At 42.7% G+C, this 18916-nt stretch carries 14 protein-coding genes; 13 read left to right on the plus strand and 1 reads right to left on the minus strand.

All coding sequences use genetic code 11. From position 1 onward, the window contains the following. Positions 1-1620: a citramalate synthase gene (gene cimA, locus AB4114_RS08630; RefSeq protein ID WP_171634037.1), complete on the minus strand. Its 1620-nt coding sequence runs from the start codon at positions 1618-1620 to the stop codon at positions 1-3. 235 nt (positions 1621-1855) lie between these two features. On the opposite strand from cimA, the gene AB4114_RS08635 reads away from it, so the two are divergent. The 13 genes from AB4114_RS08635 to AB4114_RS08695 all read left to right on the plus strand — a co-directional run bounded on the left by AB4114_RS08635 (position 1856) and on the right by AB4114_RS08695 (position 18895). Next, positions 1856-3157 (plus strand): DNA polymerase IV, encoded by a 1302-nt coding sequence (locus AB4114_RS08635; RefSeq protein ID WP_441988081.1) that lies wholly within the window; start codon positions 1856-1858, stop codon positions 3155-3157. Positions 3158-3162: 5 nt separating this feature from the next. Further along, a complete protein-coding gene (gene mobB, locus AB4114_RS08640; protein WP_441988082.1) occupies positions 3163-3666 on the plus strand; it encodes a molybdopterin-guanine dinucleotide biosynthesis protein B in 504 nt (167 codons plus the stop codon). Positions 3667-3733: 67 nt separating this feature from the next. Further along, the gene (locus AB4114_RS08645) at positions 3734-3967 is read left to right on the plus strand and encodes a ferredoxin (protein ID WP_068662116.1); all 234 of its coding nucleotides are present in this window, start codon (positions 3734-3736) and stop codon (positions 3965-3967) included. A 169-nt stretch (positions 3968-4136) separates the two neighbouring features. Continuing rightward, on the plus strand, positions 4137-5987 hold the full coding sequence (locus AB4114_RS08650; RefSeq protein WP_441988083.1) for a CHASE2 domain-containing protein: 1851 nt from the start codon (positions 4137-4139) through the stop codon (positions 5985-5987). A 27-nt stretch (positions 5988-6014) separates the two neighbouring features. Then, complete coding sequence (locus AB4114_RS08655; protein ID WP_441988152.1) at positions 6015-7904, plus strand: FecR family protein; 1890 nt, start codon at positions 6015-6017, stop codon at positions 7902-7904. Positions 7905-8018: 114 nt separating this feature from the next. After that, the gene (locus tag AB4114_RS08660; RefSeq protein ID WP_441988084.1) at positions 8019-9572 is read left to right on the plus strand and encodes an NHL domain-containing protein; all 1554 of its coding nucleotides are present in this window, start codon (positions 8019-8021) and stop codon (positions 9570-9572) included. 238 nt (positions 9573-9810) lie between these two features. Then, the gene (locus AB4114_RS08665; RefSeq protein WP_441988153.1) at positions 9811-11244 is read left to right on the plus strand and encodes a L,D-transpeptidase; all 1434 of its coding nucleotides are present in this window, start codon (positions 9811-9813) and stop codon (positions 11242-11244) included. A 656-nt stretch (positions 11245-11900) separates the two neighbouring features. Further along, positions 11901-13256 carry an ABC transporter substrate-binding protein gene (locus tag AB4114_RS08670; protein ID WP_171634044.1) on the plus strand — a complete coding sequence of 452 codons (1356 nt, stop codon included), beginning with the start codon at positions 11901-11903 and terminating at the stop codon, positions 13254-13256. Positions 13257-13344: 88 nt separating this feature from the next. Further along, a complete protein-coding gene (locus AB4114_RS08675) occupies positions 13345-14250 on the plus strand; it encodes a carbohydrate ABC transporter permease (protein WP_056616242.1) in 906 nt (301 codons plus the stop codon). Positions 14251-14291: 41 nt separating this feature from the next. Continuing rightward, positions 14292-15131 (plus strand): carbohydrate ABC transporter permease, encoded by an 840-nt coding sequence (locus AB4114_RS08680; protein ID WP_057310672.1) that lies wholly within the window; start codon positions 14292-14294, stop codon positions 15129-15131. A 146-nt stretch (positions 15132-15277) separates the two neighbouring features. Continuing rightward, a complete protein-coding gene (locus AB4114_RS08685; RefSeq protein WP_441988154.1) occupies positions 15278-16696 on the plus strand; it encodes a PTS transporter subunit EIIC in 1419 nt (472 codons plus the stop codon). A gap of 108 nt (positions 16697-16804) precedes the next feature. Beyond that, positions 16805-17638 carry a PRD domain-containing protein gene (locus tag AB4114_RS08690; protein WP_171634046.1) on the plus strand — a complete coding sequence of 278 codons (834 nt, stop codon included), beginning with the start codon at positions 16805-16807 and terminating at the stop codon, positions 17636-17638. 159 nt (positions 17639-17797) lie between these two features. Next, the gene (locus AB4114_RS08695) at positions 17798-18895 is read left to right on the plus strand and encodes a quinone-dependent dihydroorotate dehydrogenase (protein ID WP_441988085.1); all 1098 of its coding nucleotides are present in this window, start codon (positions 17798-17800) and stop codon (positions 18893-18895) included. Positions 18896-18916 lie beyond the last annotated feature (21 nt).

The following is an 18916-nucleotide window of genomic DNA, read 5'->3' on the forward strand; positions in this document are numbered from 1 at the left end:
TTAATGGTTCACTAGGCCTAATCGTTCTTGTTGCTCTTTGTTTGCTGGCTCTACGCGTTTTCTGCTGATGAGGGCATAACGTAAGCTGTCAACAAGTGCATACCAACTAGCTTCTATAATGTTGCTAGAAACACCGAGTGTGTTCCATGTTGTGTTAAAATCGGTGGATTCCATAAGCACGCGAACCTTGCCGGCTGTTGCATCTTTCTCGTCCAATACACGTACCTTATAATCCGAAAGGTGAACATTCTTAATGTCCGGATAGTATTGAATAAGTGCTTTCCGTAAGGCGTTATCAAGTGCATTGACAGGACCATTGCCTTCCGCCGCGGTATAGATCGTTTCGCCATGTACTTTCACCTTGACGATAGCTTCTGAAACAACAGAATGATTGGCTGTTTTCTCTACGAGCATTTTAAAAGATTCTAAGGTGAAAATTTCTTCGAGACCCTCAAAGGCTTCACGCAACAAGAGTTCGAGCGTAGCATCAGCGCCTTCGAATTGATAGCCTTGGTGTTCCATATCTTTGATTTTCTCGATGATCTCTTTGGTCTTCTGGTGTTCTTTGTTGAAATCCAAGTTAAGCTCCTGAGCCTTGACTAATACGTTGCTTTGGCCAGCAAGCTCGGAAACGAGCACACGTTGTTTGTTTCCAACATACTCAGGTTTCGTATGCTCATACGTACTTGCATCCTTGAGAATCGCAGAGACGTGGATGCCGCCTTTGTGTGCGAAAGCCGCGTTGCCAACATAGGGCTGGTTAACAGGCATATGCATATTGGCGATTTCACTGATATATCTCGAAACGGATGTAAGTGACTTCAATTGATCCGTAGAGATGACATCATAACCTAGTTTCAATTGTAAGTTAGGAATAATTGAGCTTAGGTTAGCATTTCCGCAACGCTCTCCGTAGCCATTGATAGTTCCTTGTACTTGTCTAGCACCAGCTTGTACGGCGGCTAAGGAGTTCGCAACGCCTAATTCGCAATCATTATGAGCGTGTATGCCTACTGGTGTGGAGACATGTTGCGTAACTGTCGTCACGATAGCCGTAATTTCGTTAGGTAAGGATCCGCCATTCGTATCACAAAGCGTAATCCAATCTGCGCCAGCATCTTGTGCCTTCTTAATTGTTTGCAGTGCATATTCTGGATTATTCTTGTAACCATCGAAGAAATGCTCGGCATCATAAATAACTTCCAACCCACTGCTTTTCAAAAAGAGAACGGAGTCATAAATCATGTTCAAATTCTCTTCAAGCGTTGTTTGAATAGCTGTCGTTACATGAAAGTCCCATGACTTGCCGAAAATTGTGGCGACTTGCGCGCCGGATTCCACGAGTCTATTCAAGTTAATGTCATCCGAAGCAAGAGAATCTTTCCGTCTTGTGCTTCCAAAAGCAGTAATTTTGGCATTCGTAAAAGTCATCGTACGTGCCCGCTCAAAGAATTCAATATCTTTGCTGTTGCTGCCCGGCCATCCGCCTTCAATATAATGAACCCCGAGCTCATCGAGCTTACGGGCAATTTTGATTTTATCCTCAACGGATAGGGAGATACCTTCTCCTTGGGTTCCGTCTCGTAGGGTAGTGTCGAAGATTTTGACTGATGTTGGCATGGGTTCCTCCTTCAAAAGCTAGCAAAGTGACTTCGGTGCATGGAATTGTGAGTTTCGCTTGCTTTAAAGCGCTAATGTATAATTTACGATTATAACATAAATGTTCAGGTAAAGACATCATAACGTAAATTTGCGTTATCTTGAATGATTATTTTTTTGACATCTCAGGATGGTTGTGTTTCACTCGAATAGACGGCTCTGAAATCTGATTCAATCCTACTAGGAGGTAATGAATATGGTGTCCGTAGAGCATCATTATCCCAAGCAAGGCAGAGTCATTTTACATATTGATATGAATGCATTCTACTGTTCCGTTCATGAAGCCGTAGAGCCTGACTTATATAAGGGAAAGCCGCTTGCTGTTGCTGGCAGTGTGGAACTGCGTAAAGGGATTGTTGTTACTTCATCATATGCAGCGCGCAAGCTAGGGATCAAGACGGGCATGCAAGTTAGGCAAGCGTTGAAAATATGTCCAGATCTCATTCTAATCAAACCTGACTTTGATCTCTATCGAAATTTCTCGAGGCGGTTTATGCAGATAGTCTATGGATATTCACCGATGGTAGAATCTATGTCTATTGATGAATGTTTTGTAGATATCACAGGTTCCAAACAGTTCGGCACGCCACTAGACATCGCAAATAGTATTCAAAAAAGAATTCTGCAAGAGTTGAAATTACCATGTTCCATTGGTGTCGCGCCGAATAAGCTGCTAGCCAAGATGGGATCTGATATGAAGAAACCTAATGGGATTACGGTATTGCGGCTTCGTGATGTGCCGGCCGTTTTCTGGGATAAGCCGTGTCAGTATTTATATGGAATTGGGAAAAAAACAGCGGAAAAGCTTACGAGGCTTGGTATCCTAACGTTAGGGCAATTGGCGATTGCGGATGAGGCACTGTTAAGCAAGCACTTCGGAGTCATGGGTGCGCACTTAAAGCGCTCAGCCAACGGCATTGATCCTTCGGTTGTGAATCCGGAGCAGGAGCAAAGCAAGTCCATAGGACATACAACGACTTTGCCGCGTGATTATACGGATCGTATCGAAATTCATCGTGTCCTGCTTAATTTAGCCGATCAAGTAGCGAGAAGGCTTCGTAAGCAGGAGCTCATGACTTCGACAATTCAGATTACGATCCGGGATCCTGAAATGAGGACGATTACTAGATCACTTACTTTGCAAACTCCGACTGAGCATATGGATGATATTTATCGAACTTCCTGTCAATTGTATGATCATCAATGGGAAGATGGCAATCCGGTTCGGCTCCTGGGAATCACTTTGCAGAATCTGATTGCGAAGGAGGAATCCTACGTACAACTTGATTTATTCGATTACGAGAAACAACCCCGCAGGGAGAATCTGAACCGCGTGATGGATGGTCTGCGTGATAAGTTTGGAGAAGGTGTGATTCTTACAGCAGGGATGATGAGTGATGATCCATCTGCCTTAATTCGAAATCACAAAGTAAGAGGGACGTCCTTGCAAATGGATCATTTGCGAAATAATCCTCTTCATAAAGACGGAGGAGAGTGAGGAGCATGGCTCATTGTTTGGGCTTCGCGGGATTTTCCAATAGCGGGAAAACGACGTTGATAGCTAAGCTTGTCGTTGAAATGAAACATCGTGGCCATCGGATTGCAGTAATGAAACATGATGCTCATGGACATTATAAGGAAGCGCAAGGTGCGGACTCCACCGTATTTGTTGAAACAGGTGCCGATGTTGTGGTTACACTTTCTCCAAATGGGGTACACATTTATGAGAAGACAGAAACGCCGAGTTTGGAAGAGGAGTTAGCAGCCTATGCCCATCTTGATTATATTTTTATTGAAGGGTTCAAGAAGGAAAAGCATCCAAAGATTGGAGTATACCGTACTATAGAACAAAGAGAGTTACTAAAAGGAGTGGCGGCAAGCCTGCTTGCAGTTGCGACAGATCTAAGTATTCTCGGGGATGATTTCGCACTTCCGCAGTTCAATTTGGATGATATCCGTGGAATTGCAGACTTTATTGAGCAGTATTTCATGAATTGTCAATTTTAAGGTTTGAACTTTGTCCGTATTTATATTATATTTTACAATGAGGATAATTAGAGGAGGAGTAGAAAACATGGCTAAGTATACATTTGTTGATAAAGATACGTGCATCGCTTGCGGCGCTTGCGGAGCTACAGCTCCAGATATCTATGATTATGATGATGAAGGTTTGGCGGAAGTGATTTTTGAAGGTGATGGAAACAAAGGGGTTACTGAAATTCCTGATGATCTATTTGATGACCTACAAGATGCTCAAGATGGCTGCCCAACTGACTCCATTAAAGTTGCGGATTCACCTTTTAGCTAATCATAATTACAAAATCATTTTGTGGAGATACCGCGGAATGTCGAAAGAGCTCGTTTCCTAAGAGGGAACGAGCTCTTTTTTTGTTGGATAAATGTGAAATTTGTAACAATTTATTGCCAATTCACAGCTAGCATCTTACAATGAAACTAGTAAACTCGGGGAGGATTATATGGGTAAGAAGAAATGGCTTAAGACTTTAGTAGTAGGACTCTTGTTAATGGTATTTTCGACATATTTCTACACGGTGAACTCCAGCGGTTTATTTTATTTTGTCGAGGGTCCTCTCCAAGATATTTTGCGTGGCGCAAAGTCGGTGGATGAGCGTCAACCGGATGATCGGATTAAGATTGTTAAAATTGATGAAAAATCCCTTTCTGCCATCGGGAAGTTTCCGTGGGATCGAAGTACATATGCCCAAGTCATAGAGAAGTTAGAACAATCAGGTGCAGCTGCGATTGGGATCGACGTTGTGCTTGCTGAGCCATCGAAGAATCCCGCAGACGATAAAGCTTTAGCTGACGTGCTAGCGAAGTATTCCAATATTATTTTGCCAGTACAAATTAACTATCCCTCCAAACAACAGTCAGCAGGCGAACTAGTTCCTGAGCGAATTGATTATCCCTCCTCAACCCTAACGACCAAAAGAGATCAAATGGCCCATATCAATGTATTTGTTGATAAGGATGGCAAAGCTCGTAAACTTCCCGTCGGTTTGCCTGATGAGAAAGGTGCTTACATACCCGCATTCAGTGTGGCTCTTGCGAATTTAGTTTTAGATGAAAATGAAAAGGTAAAGCGCGATTCAGCTACTGGAGAGTGGAAACGCGGGAATGAAGTCGTACCAACGAACGAAAGAAATCAAGTAACAACAGAGTTCTTCACACAGCCGAGACAAAAGGTTGATGCGACGACAGGTTATGAGTTGCTGTCTTTTGTAGATGTACTGAATAGTACAAAAGCATTGCCGCTGAAGGGTAGCATTGTGCTTGTGGGTCCATTTGTTACGGCCATGCAGGATGAATACCCAACACCGATCTCCTCGGTCAAGATGTTTGGGATTGAAATTCATGCCAATATGATTCAAACCCTATTAGAAAGTACTTTCTTCAAAGATGCTTCGAAATCGGCTGGTATTGCGATTATTCTACTTATTTCCTTGTTGGCTATATTTTTATTTGAAAAGTTCAATGGGAAGACAGCGCTGTTTATTTTCCTAGGCATCTTCGTGGTTTATGGTCTTGTATGGTTAGGATTCTATAGTATTGGTTCTATGTTCTTACCGTTGGTGTATCCACAATTTGCACTCGTAACGATCTATGTTTGGTCATTGGTTAGCCATTATTTAGAAGAACGAAAAGAACGGAATCGGGTTACTGGTATTTTCGGTCGATTCGTTTCCAAAACCGTTGTGGACGAACTATTACAGTCAGGTGAAGATGTGAAGCTTGGCGGAAGCCGTAAGGATATTTCATTGATATTTGTGGATATTCGCGGATTTACACCGATGTCGGAACGATTAGAGCCAGAGCAAGTTATTCAAGTGTTAAATGAATATCTAGATGTCTGTACGAAAGCGATCTTTAAGTTCAATGGTACGTTAGATAAATTCATTGGTGATGGCGTTATGGCGATGTTTGGTGCACCGATTGAATATGAGAATCATCCTGAAATGGCCGTTCGTGCTGCGATTGAGATGAAGTCTCAAGCAGATATTCTTGAGCAGAAATTGATTAAGAATTATGGTATCGGTGTGAAATTCGGATTAGGTATTAATAGTGGTCCTGCGGTCGTTGGTAACATCGGTTCTGAAGATCTGAGGTTGGATTATACAGCCATTGGAGACACAGTTAACTTATCAGCACGACTAGAATCTAATGCTAAGCCAGGGCAGATTTTGATTAGTGAACAGACGTATGAACGTGTCAAAGGTCTATTTGAGATCGAATCCATTGGTGAAATTAAAGTAAAAGGGAAAGAAAAACCCGTTGCTGTTTATGAAGTTATGGGGCATTTGAAATAGAATTGCTGGGAGGCGTGTGGAGTGGGAATGACAAAGAAATCATTTGTATCAGTGTTGTTAAGTTTTAGCTTAGTGTTTAGTTTAGTTTCTGTGCTGTTGGTGAAACCCGTGGATGCGAAAACGGTCCGGGTTGCCATTATTTCAGTATTGTCTGGAGACGTCACGATTAAAAAAGGCGGCGGCTCCAAAACGTATGATGCGTATGAGAGCATGAGCTTAAACCAAGGCGATACCGTTTATACAGGAGATAGCTCCTCGGTAACACTAAACTTAGCAAGTGGAGACGCTGATGTTACATTAGGTGACAATGCGGAACTCAACGTATCAGACCTCAACTCTGCGAATGGAAATAAGAAGTCCAAGCTGAAAGTTTGGGCGGGTTCGATGTGGGTCAAAGTTAAATCATTGGCTGGCGCAGATGATGAATTTGAAGTTGAAACACCAACGGCGGTAATGGGGGTACGCGGAACGCAATTCTACGTTTCCGTTGATCCTGTTTCTGGAAAAACCAAAATGGCTGTTGGATCAGGAAGAGTATCCGCTTCGACAGTAACGTCCAATTCGGATGAGACACAAACCACAACGATTACATACGTGAACCCAACACAAGAAATTTCCTTGGATTCAAGAGATGAAACCAATGATCTGGATTTGAAAGTGGAATTTTTCGACTTAGAGGATTTTATTAAAAATGCTTCGCCTGAAATTATTAAAGAATTAATCCTCAATAAAGCAGAAATAGATAAAGAAAACGATGAGTTTATTGCGAAAAAGCAAAAGGAAATTGCAGATGGAACGTTTACGGGTGATAAAAATTCTTTGAGTATTAAAAACCAGTCTGACCTCGATAAAGTGAAACAAAACTTAGAAAATCTAATCGGTAACGTAGCTAAACAAGCTATTGCTGATAAGAAGCTAGATCAAAAAACGGTAGACGCGATTATTGCTGAAGTCAATAAAAAAATCGATTCAACGGATAAGAAGCTGGATTTATCCAAAGTTAAGCCGCTGGATAAAACGGCAGGTGTGGATCCTGAATTAGAGAAGAAGAAGCAAGAAGAGCTTAAGAAGCTTGAAGAAGCAAAGTTGAAAGCGAAGTTGGAAAACGATAAAAAAGCTGAAGAAGCTAAGCTGAAGCTTGCTGCGGCATTGAAAAAGCTAGAAGAAGAAAAGAAAAAAATTGCAGAAGAAAAGTTAGCTGCGGAAGCTAAGGCGAAAGCTGATGCGGAAGCGAAGTTAAAGGCTACTTTATCAGAGCAAGAGAAGAAGGCGTTCGAAACAGCAAAAGAGGAAGCGAATAAAGGTACTAGTACGACCCCGCCAACGCAACCGGCTTCAGGTGACAATAATAATGGCAATGATAACAGTGGTGGTGACACAGGGACACCCGCACCAACGCCAGTTGTAAGTATGGAAGTTGTAGATAAAGTTGATATACCAATTGGAGAGGTTGCAACCCGTACTAGTTTTAATTTGAATATCAATTTGACTGATTTCATCGATACATATGGTAAAGACATTTATGGTGTAGAAGTCCATTTACTGTACGGTTTCAATGCGCATTATAATTATTATTCAGAGGTTCCGTTTAGCGCCAATTCAGCTATTTTCAATGATCCACTTAAAAGTGCGGATTATATCAAAGCCTATGAATCACAAGGTACACAAAACGAACTTATATATGCTGTAACCAATTTTGGAAGTGCGGCGAATATTTCGGTTACTGGAAAGAAAAAGCTAGTCAGTATTCCGATGGAAACTTTTGGTGCTACTGACATCAGTGTTGGTAAAATTGTGATTGTTCGCAAGAAGGCGAATGGTGGAGTTGAAACTATTGATATTCCACTAACAAGTATTCAATCAAAGTCGGTAGGTACTGGGACACCTATGCCAAATATTGGTCTGCCACCTGTATAGTATTCTAACTTATCAAGTTTATCAGTTGAATTAAAGGAGACTCCAATGAAACCCTTAAAACACATATTTGTTTCAAGTATAATTGCTGCTACGTTGATAGGAGGATCGTCTGCTTTGGCCGCTGGCTTAGAAGCGGACGGTTTGAAATCTAGCACTGGACAAATTCTATCGGATATATCGACCCTAGCAGGCATCGGCGATTTTGAAGATCGTGATGGGGATGCGCTGCAAGCAGCATTTCGTGCCCCAAGCAGCGTGCTGCAGCTTCCAGATGGCAGCTTGCTCATCGCCGATACACGCAACCATGTGATTCGTAAAGTGAAGGATGGCCAAGTCTCCACTTTCGCTGGTCCTGCTCTTGCTGTTACGAAAAATGCGCAAGGCTTCCCGACAGGAGGTCTTCTTGACGGAAAAGCTTCAGAAGCTTTCTTTAATGAGCCGACAGGACTAGCGCTTGATGCTAAAGGCAATGTCTATGTGGCAGATGCTGGAAATCATGCCATTCGTAAAATTGACGTTAATGGGACTGTCTCCACAGTTGCGGGGAATGGCGTGCCAGGAAATAAAGACGGTAAGGGTTCGGAAGCTACTTTTAATCACCCAAGTGATATTGCTATTAGTGCTGACGGTACCGTATATGTGGCGGACTCACTTAATCATACCATTCGTAAAATCGCAACTGATGGTCGCGTTACGACGCTCTCTGCGCCTGTCACACGTGTGATTCAGGTTCGTCCAGGCGAAGCTTCCTTCGCGGGCGAATATCACGACGGTAGCCTTTCTACTGCGACATTTAATGAGCCTTCTGGACTTGCATTGGATGGCAAAGGGAATCTTTACGTTAGTGATACAGGGAACCAACGTATCCGTTATATTGATTTTGCATCAGGAAGTGTATCGACAATAGCTGGATCTACGCCAACTGTTGGTGGTTCGACGATCTATGGGAAGAATGAGTTGTATGCAGCAGGTGATTATGCAGATGGAGAAGCTTTGAAAGCGAAGTTTGACTTCCCGAAGGGTCTGACTGTGACCTCTGAGGGTGGGCTTCTTATCGCGGATAGCTTGAATCATTCGGTTCGATATCTGTTGAATGGCCAAGTCACTACGGTAACAGGTACGCCTCAAACGGGGGAGGCAGACGGCGTTGAGCAATCTGCAGCGTTCTATAATCCTTCCGATGTACTGGTAACAACACAAGGTAATGTGATTGTAGCGGATGCATCGAATAACAAAGTCCGCAAAATTACACCTTATCAATTGCCAGGAGCTGTTTCGAATGATGGACAAGTGAAGGTAGTTAGCGGTAACAAACTCATTTCCTTTGATGCGCAACCTGAAATTCAAGATGGGCGCACCATGGTGCCAGTTCGTGCGATTAGTGAAACGTTTGGGTATAAGGTGACTTATGCTGAACGGGCTGGAAAATCAATTGTACAGCTCTCCAAAGGTGATTTGACCGTAGAGTTAACCATTGGTGAAACGGGGATTACTCGTAAGCAAACTGGTCTGCCAGATTTGAAAGTAGATACAGATGTTGCGCCTTATGTGAAGCAAGATCGTACTTATGTGCCTATTCGCTTCTTCGCTGAACAGATTGGATTGGACGTGCAGTGGCATGCGGCAGTACAAACAGCCATTTTACGTGTGAAAACATTTGTGAAATAGATTTGTAGTTTGAAAAGGTTTGGAATGGGAGATCCCCTGACCAAGCCTTTTTCTTTTTGGACTTCAGCTTTGTGCCTCGATTGCCGATAAAAACGGAGAATAGTGGAAAGTGGACTGGAGGCATGAACGCTTGAAGCCGAATAATCGAAACGATCAATTGACGAAATTCTTCCAACATAATCCGATCGAGGATCCTCAGTATCTCAAGAAATATGTCAAAGAGCATCCGGACCATAAAATGGCGTGGTATTTATTAGGCAGAGAGTATACGGCTCAGGGGAAAGCAGGTAAGGCGGCTTACTGTTTTGCACAGGCTGGGGAAATATATGAAGCTTTTGAGCAACAAAAGATTGTGTTGGACGAGCCGTTGCCTCCCAACTTGACGGTACCGGGGCAAATCAAAGAAGGGGATGCAGCTGGAGATCGTCAAGCCCGATCACGTGGTAAACGGAAATGGTTGCCATATCTTGTGATGTTAATTTTACTAGCGCTCCCTGCAGGGATGGATCTGGCTCAATCGGATGGGGTGGAGCGTGTAGTCGATGCAACAGAGCAGTCTGAGGTGTTGGGCTCGGTTGCAGCGCAAACCGACATTCAGGTGGATAATCCCAGATTAAAGCTGTATTTCTCTGATGGGGATTGGGGCAAGAAGCTGCAACAGATCTTACAACCTCCTATCAGGGGGACGGGAGAATCTGTCATCATGGATGCGCCTCCAAGTCAAGATGGCAAATGGAAAGAATGGCATCGATCGGTAAGTCCCTTACTTAGCGTTGAACATGTGGGGACGAGTGGAAATCAAGCGGTGTTAAAGTATTATCAGGCACAAATTTGCTCTTGCCAGGTAGTAGACAGCTCGAAGCTAGTGCCCGTCATTCAAGCTTGGATGCATGATCGTGAAGAAGCGATTATTTTGCAAAGTGCGATTCAGGCCTATCAAAAAAAGACGGGTGGTTTACCTGATAAGCCACAACAGTTAACGAAGCCGTATCCAGATAATTTATTGCCAGGACTTACACCGCAAATGAAGGAGTCTTTTCCTGTTGCCCTACAAAAGGTCGCTGAACTTACGAGTGGAAAAGCAGCTCAGGCGCTTAATCTAACAGCGGGGACTGCTACTGGAGGGCAATCTCCGCAATCGAATGAAGAGAAGGCATTGGCGGCGAGCAGTTCGCAGCCTGTGGCCTCACCAGAACCATTTACAGAGCCTCTTAGGATTATCATTGATACCGAACAGCATCAACTGGCAGTTGTGAGTGGAGATTTCATCCTGAGGCGTTATCCTGTAGGACTTGGTGGAGATAAGACGCCGCAAGGTGAGTTTATGATCAGTGAAAAAGTACGTAACCCGAATGGCAGATCGAATGGTGAGTTCGGCAGCCGCGGCATGACGTTGTCTAATACGCTTTATGCGATTCATGGGACGAATAAACCAGCGAGTATAGGCAAAGATGAGTCTCATGGTTGTATTCGTATGCTGCAGCAGGATGTGGAAGAATTATATAACATGGTTCCAGGACAAACGAAAGTGACGATTGGGAAGGGCGTGTTGCCTCTTTCTGAGGCTGGAGAAGGAATAGGCGCTGGTGGAGGAATACCTCAGCAAGCGATCGGTTTGCCTTTGGAGACGAAAGATAATAATCCAAATAAGGTCTATAAATGGCTGGATTGAAAAAAAGGAGGTGCAAGTTTGAAGCTTGCACCTCCTTTTTCGGGTTAACACGCAATAAATTTTCAGTATGTAGTTGCTGCAAGTTTCTTCTTGACAATCATTCAGAAAGCGATTACAATTCAAAATGTGAAGTTTTCAATCACTTTAATGAATTCATTTGTTCAAAATGAGCAGTAAAGTCATTAGTACTATGACAACTAAGAAAATCGATCCTGTCCAGTAAATCGCTTTCATATTAACTTCGTTTTTCTGTCTCCGCGAAGCGGTTACTGGTTTGCGTTTGGCCATAAGAATCACCTTTTCCATTAGGATTAAACGAGATGATTCTATCATATCATAAGTAAGCGCATTCAACGAATAAGAAAAAATGAGCAATTTTATAAAAAGAGTATTGACGTTCATGTCATTATATTGTAAGATTCAATCACACGGAATACCTGAAACAATTGAATATGTCAGTTTTAATAACATGTTACCGCAAGGGCATTAGTTATTAGAAGAAATGCAAGTCTTCTTCTATAACTATGCCCTTTTTATTTTGCCAATTTTGAATCATGAAAGGGGTTGATTGTGCAAACTAATACGAAGTTTAACTATCGGGTACACGCTTCACCAATAAATTATTAGATGAATTAAAAAAGGGAGAAGATGATCACATGAACATGAAAAAATGGTCAACAATTGGTTTGGCAACGTCAATGGCACTCGTAGCTGCAGGTTGCGGTAAATCCACGCCGGTAGAAACAACAAAACCAGCAGCATCTGTGGCTCCAACAGCTGCAGCATCCGCAGCTCCTACTGCAGCAGCTTCAACTAAACTTACTGGTGATTTTGAAATCCAATACTTTGTTGGCGGATACGGCGACAAATGGTGGAAAAAAGTTATCGCTGATTTCCAAGCGAAAAACCCTGATTTGAAAATTAAAGAAAGTGCGGGACCAAAAATCAACGAGCAAATGAAACCCCGTTGGATCGCTGGTAACCCACCTGATTTCGTATACATCGATGGACCTGAGTTGTTCGACCGCCAAATGGTTACAGACGGACAACTGGAAGATTTGACGGACTGGATCAAAGACGCTAAAAACGTGGATGGCGAGAAAATCATTGATTTGCTTGCACAAAAGCCACAACAATTTGACGGTAAAACGTACAACATTCCTTTCGTAATGAGCTCATGGGGTATTTTCTATGATAAAGCTCTTTTCAAAGACAAAGGTTGGGCTGAGCCAAAAGATTTCGAAGAGTTCTTGGCTGTAAGTGAGAAAATTAAAGGTGCTGGCATTAATCCATTCATCCACACTGGTAAATATCCGTACTACATCAACGGTGGCGTATTGCTTCCAGCGATCGTATCTGCGAACAACAATGACTACAAATTGCTGCAAGATATGTCCACAAACAATCTTGAGGCTTGGAAAAACCCTGCAATCATCAAAGGTCTAAACAAAATCGTTCAAATGCGTGATAAAGGCTACATCGACAAAGCATCCGTACAAATCAACCACACGGATTCCCAATCCTTGTTCCTACAACATAAAGACGCATTCATCCCGAACGGTCTATGGTTACCAAACGAAATGGCGAAAGACGTTCCAGGCGGCTTTGACTTCGGATTCATTCCATCCATTACGCAAGATAAAGGTGGAAAAGTTGTAGCTAACACGTCCACAGCTACTTTCGGTATCGCGAAAAAAGCGAAAAACAAAGATGCTGCAAAAGCATTTATGCAATTCGTATTCTCCAAAACACAAGCTTCCCAATGGGCTGAGCTAAGTGGTGCTCCTTCCAACGTTAAAGGTGATATTTCTTCTTCCAAAGCTCCTAACTTCGTTAAGGATGCTGCGAAATTCTTGTCATCCCCTGATACTGTAGTTGTACCAACCGTTTCCTTTGCTGCTGACGTAGACAAAGCTATGCAAGATGCAACAGTTGCTTTGACAATCGGAACAATTACACCTGAACAATGGGTAACTCGTGTATCTGATGTTGTTGCAAAACAAAAGAAATAGGAACTGAATGAAGCAGTGCGGGGAACAACAAAGGCATAGCTGCCTAAGGCGTTCTCCGCCATTTTAATGATAGGACGGTGACGATAGAATGAAGACCAACGCGAAAAAGCTGAAACGGAATTTATTCATCGCTTCATTCATCATTCCGACTTTTCTATTCTTCTGCGTATTTACGATATATCCCGTTATACAGGCGTTACAGAAGTCTTTCTATGATTGGTCAGGAATGTCTGAAAATAGCGAGTTTATTGGTTTTGATAACTTCGTTGAGCTTTTCAAAGATCCGATTGTACTTAGAGCCATTGGAAATGACTATTTCCTAGTTGTGGGTAAAGTAATTGGAATTATGATTCTGGCGACTTTCTTCGCTGTAGCGTTAACAAGATTTAACCTGAAGGGTTCTGGTTTCTTCCGAGCCATCTTCTTTATCCCGAATGTCATTTCAGTCGTTGTAATCGGCGTACTTTGGAATTTCATTTACAATCCGCAAATCGGTTTCTTGAATGCTTTCTTGTCTCTCTTTACTGAGAAAAAAGTTGATATTACTTGGCTAGGATTTCCTCAGCACACGATCTGGATGCTTCTACCCCCAACCATTTGGGCAGGTATCGGCTTCTACATGATCCTAATGATTGCTGCAATCGTGAATATTCCTGCTTCCTATTATGAGGCAGCTAATATAGACGGAGCTGGTCAAGGGGCGCAATTCCGCCATATCACCATGCCGCTCATCTGGGAGCAGATTAAGGTTTCCATCGTTAACATCGTTATTACTACACTCAACGGCTCCTTCGTAATTGTTCAGCTAATGACCAATGGCGGGCAGCCCGATAATACAACGCAAGTTATGGGTTCTTATCTGTATCGGATGGCTTTTCAACAGTATCATTTCGGTTATGGAGCAGCCATTGGTGTCATGATTCTGATCGTGTCACTTATCACAACACTGATCTTGCAACGTATCATGCGCCAAGAAACGATCGAAATGCACTAAAGTCATCATAGACAAAGATACTGAGGGAGGGAAACCATCGTATGGCTATCAAAAATCCATTAGCGAAAATGTTAGTCTGGATCATTCTGATCATATGGAGTGTAGCCGTGCTCTATCCACTTGTGTGGACATTGCTCGATGCGCTCAAAAATAATGAACAATTTTTCTTAAATGCACCATGGGCATTGCCTAAATTCCCATTACTCTGGTCCAACTTCTCGTATGTATGGAGTAAATACAATTTCAGTACATACTTCCTGAACTCCATTGTGGTGACGGTAGGAAGTACGCTACTGGGGATGATCCTTGCAGCGATGACGGCTTATATTTTGGCGAGATACGATTTTAAAGGGAATAAATTTCTTCTTACGATCTATATCTCTTCCATGATGATTCCGTTCGCACTTGCTTTGATCCCCTTGTTCTTCTTGTTGAATGATTTGCACCTTATTAATACGTGGCTGGGGTTAATCCTCGTCTACGCGGCACTGAACTTGCCTTTCGGGATCTTCTTGCTTGTTGGGTTCTACAAATCGCTGCCCAAAGAAATTGAAGAAGCTGCGATTATTGATGGGACTTCACACTATGGCACGTTCTTCCGGGTTATGTTACCATTGTCACAGCCAGGTCTGATTACGGTGATGATTACGAACATGCTGAATAACTGGAATGAATACTTCCTAGGGGTTGTTCTTACGAATGAGCCTACGAAGTACACGCTTCCAATTGGATTGGCTGTTATGCAAGCTGAAATGCAATATCGAGTAGAATGGGGTCCATTATTCGCCGGATTGCTGATCACAACATTACCGACTTTAATCGTATATATGATATATCAACGCCAGATTGCAAGTGGGATTACGGCAGGAGCTGTGAAATAACTGTATATGGCAATGCATAGAAAAAACACCTTAACCTAGAGGAATTTATCCTTTCGGGGGGGTGTTCTTTCTACTATAATGGGGATAGGTAAAAGCAAACAAGAAACGGCCAAACTTGTGGGCTATAGGTGAATCTGATGAGTGTAATGTATGCATTTCAGAAGATGGGGAGATCGTTGATGATCCCTATTGCGGTGCTGCCGGCAGCATCCATTCTTCTTCGAATTGGTAAAATGTCTTTTAATGATCCTTTCCTTGTTCATGTGGCTCAAATATTCGAGCTAGGTGGCAGCGCAATTTTTGATAATTTGCCACTTATTTTCGCAATAGGAATTGCGATTGGCTTAACATCTGGAGAAGGCATTGCTGCTTTAGCAGCTGCGGTTGGATATTTGGTCTTTGATAACGTCCTTAAACATTTTCAAATAGTTTCAGGCAGTTCAGAGCCATTGGATACAGGTGTGCTCGGTGGGATGATGGTGGGGATGCTTTCTGCTACATTCTTCAATCGATTTAGTCATATTCAATTGCCTAAGTCGCTTGGATTCTTCGGCGGAAAACGGTTTGTTCCAATCGTGACATCCCTAGTTATGGTTTTCCTTGGTGTAGTCGTTGGGCTCATCTGGCCACCCGTACAGCGAGGGATAAGTGAAGTAGGATTATGGATTGTAGATAACGGAAACATTGGGGTTTTCATTTACGGTGTCATGAATCGCTTGCTCATTCCAACTGGTCTTCATCATGTCATTAATAATATCGCTTGGTTTCAAATAGGGGATTTCGTTACACCAGCAGGCAAAATGGTACATGGGGATATTTCACGCTTTTTCGCAGGGGATCCTTCAGCCGGCATGTTTATGACAGGTTTTTATCCCGTTATTATGTTTGGCTTACCAGCAGCCGCGCTTGCTGTCGTTAGAAGCACTTCTTCTTCTACAAGGAAATTTGTAGCTCCAGTCATGTTGACTGCAGCGCTGACGAGTTTTCTAACAGGCATTACAGAGCCAATCGAATTTGCGTTTATGTTCGTAGCCCCTGGTCTTTATGTGATTCATGCAGTTCTTACAGGTTTCTCCATGCTCATTATGAATATCCTTCAAGTGAAAATGGGGTTTGGTTTCTCTGCCGGCTTTATTGATTTCGTGTTGAACTGGCACTTGGCGACGAATCCCTACTGGATTTTACTCATTGGAGCCGTTTACTTCATTTTATATTTTATAACCTTTCGAGCTTATCTACACTTCTTTCCGATGAAAGTAACAAGTAAGGATGACGACCAGCAATATGTTGAGGTAGAAGCTGCTGAAGAGAAACCTTCTCTGGTAGATCGCCCAACACGTATTCTAAATCATATTGGCGGAGCTTCTAATATTATCTCCATTGATGCTTGTATTACACGACTGCGCCTTCTGGTTAAAGAAGAAGTACTCGTGCAAGATAACGAGCTCAAGGAATTAGGTGCCATCGGTGTCATCCGGTTAGGAAAAGGCAACGTTCACGTTGTTTTTGGGACAGAATCAGAACAAATTCGTGAAAGCATTAAACCTTTGCTAGGTACAAAATGAGAAATAATCAGGACAAGCCTAAATATACCCCACAAAGTGACGTATGCCTTCGAAGTCTATTCCGATTACTTTGCGGGGACCCCGAAACTATAAATTGGGAGGTGTCTTATGATTGAACGGACGATCATACATGTTCTATCCCATAACGTGGTGATGGCGCATTTAAGCTCAGGGAAAAATTCCATTGCATTTGGTAAGGGGATCGGATTCAAGAAAACACCTGGTATGCTAATTGGTGAAGGTGAAATTACACAAGAGTTCCTTTTACATACATCGGAAGTACTGAAAAACTATGAACAAATCCTAAATGCCGTCGATGTGAAAATCATCGGGATCACCGAAGAGGTGATTGCCTACGCACAAAGCATGCTGGAAGGCGATTTCTCTGAAACGATCCATGCCTCGCTCGTAGATCATATTAACTTTGCGGTTGAGCGGCAGAAGCGCGGAATCTTCATTACGAATCCATTTGCCTATGAAATTGGATACATGTACCCTGAGGAATATAAGGTTGCTAAGAAAGCTGTTGAATTCCTGAATGAACATCTAGATGTGAAATTGCCTGAGGATGAGGTTGCTTTCTTGACGATGCATTTCAACAGTGCGCGTAAGAAAGAGCAAGCATCCGATTCTCTAGCTGTTGTCAGAGTGGTCTCTCAAACGATCGAATCTGCGAAGGAACTTGGATTTAATTTCGATGATTCGTTCTCAACACTTCGCTTTATCTCCCATTTAAAAGGTGTAATTGAACGGGTTAAGTCAAAGAAAACGCTTCAAAACTCACTCCTTTCCAAAATTAAAGAAGAATACGGCGACACTTACGTGAAGGCCAAGGTTCTATCGTTAATGTTAAGTGATTCCCTGCAATTAGAAGTACCTGATGATGAGACGGGATACTTAACGATGCATTTGGAGCGATTGCTGCAACGCACAGAAGTGTAGGTGGAAATAAATATAAGCTAAAGCATTCCCTTGCAACCTTTGTGGAGCAGGGATTTTTTGTGTGAATACAAGGTTTAAGGTCTTAAGTGGATTGCATATTTCTACATTGTCAGCTAAACTGACTGTTAGAGTACTTAGAGAGAACGGAGTGCATAGGACATGCTGTATAAGAAATTAGCCAAGCCTTTTTTGTTCCGAATGGATCCGGAAAAAGCGCATCATTTAACGATTGACGGTCTGAGTGTTGTTGGGAATTTACCAGGAGGCAAGCAGTTGCTTAAATCCATGTATGGGGTACCAGAATCACTGCAACTAACTCAGGACCTATGGGGATTACACTTCGGTAACCCAGTCGGCCTTGCTGCAGGGCTTGATAAAAACGCAAAAGCGGTCAAAGGATTTTCACAATTGGGTTTTGGATTTATGGAAGTTGGTACGATTACACCTAAACCACAACCTGGTAATGAGCTGCCTCGTTTGTTCCGTCTTCCAGAAGACAGAGCACTGATTAACCGGATGGGTTTTAATAATGTAGGTACAGCTGAGATGGCACATAACTTAGAGAAAACAGGAAAACGTGTGATTCCAGTTGCCGTAAACATAGGAAAAAATAAAGCAACGCCTAACGAGCAGGCTGAAGAAGATTATCGAGCTTGTATTATAGCGTTATATACATATGGAGATTTCTTTGTTGTTAACATAAGCTCACCAAACACACCTGATTTGCGTAATTTACAACATGGCGATGATTTGAAACGCTTGTTGTCTACGGTGCGGGATGAAATGCAAGTGCAACATAAGAAGCATGGTGGCGCGGCGAAACCAGTACTTGTCAAAATTGCTCCTGATCTAACGGATGATGAGCTTGATCTCACTGTACAGATCATTAAGGAAAGCGGAATTTCTGGGATCATTGCAACGAATACCACGCTAAGCAGAGATGGCTTACGTCATGCTAATCGCGAGCAAGCGGGCGGGTTGAGTGGATTGCCATTAACAAAGCGCTCAACAGATGTTATTCGACGCGTGTATCAATTAACAGATGGCAAGCTGCCGATTATTGGGGCTGGCGGGATTTTCACTGCACAAGATGCGTATGACAAAATCCGGGCTGGAGCAAGTCTTATTGAAGTATATACTGCTTTAATTTATGAGGGACCAGTTCTGCTTGGGCGTATAAATAAAGGGCTTCAAGAGCTGTTAAAGAAAGATGGTTTCACACATATTTCCCAGGCAATAGGCGTAGATTCGCACTAACTTCATTCAGAATGGAGGATA

The sequence above is a fragment of the Paenibacillus sp. 2RAB27 genome (genome assembly GCF_052115445.1).
Classification (GTDB): Bacteria; Bacillota; Bacilli; order Paenibacillales; family NBRC-103111; genus Paenibacillus_E.